Here is a 358-nt window from a genome sequence, read left to right as displayed (position 1 = left end):
CCCAGTCTTACGGAGTGATGTCGTCGATGGCTTTCAGCATTCCATCTCCCTCGGGTAATCCGAGATGATTTCAGCGCCGGTCTCGGTGACGAGCACTGTGGCGCTGAAGCCTACGCTAATGTTCGGCTCGGGAAATAGCACCGGCACGATATGGAATACCATGCCTGGGTGCAGGACGCGGGGATCTCCGTCCTTTAGGTCCATGACCCATCCTTCACCCCAACCCGGACAGATGCCAACGCCCACGGAGTAGCCGATTCTATTAAGAAAGGCATGGGCGAGACCAGCGCGAGCCACAGTGCCACGACACGCAGCATCGACTTCTCCACTTGTTACGCCGGGTCTAATGGCGGCGAGC

Annotated in this window: 1 protein-coding gene; it reads right to left on the bottom strand. The window is 58.4% G+C overall.

The features are described from left to right. Positions 1–33 precede the first annotated feature (33 nt). On the bottom strand, positions 34–358 hold a 325-nt coding region (locus EN818_RS31140; protein ID WP_135906656.1), incomplete at its 5' end, for a M24 family metallopeptidase.

Origin of the sequence: Mesorhizobium sp. M3A.F.Ca.ET.175.01.1.1, from assembly GCF_004791945.1 — a bacterium.
In the GTDB taxonomy this organism is placed as follows: domain Bacteria; phylum Pseudomonadota; class Alphaproteobacteria; order Rhizobiales; family Rhizobiaceae; genus Mesorhizobium.
This window is presented reverse-complemented; position numbering and strand designations above follow the sequence as displayed.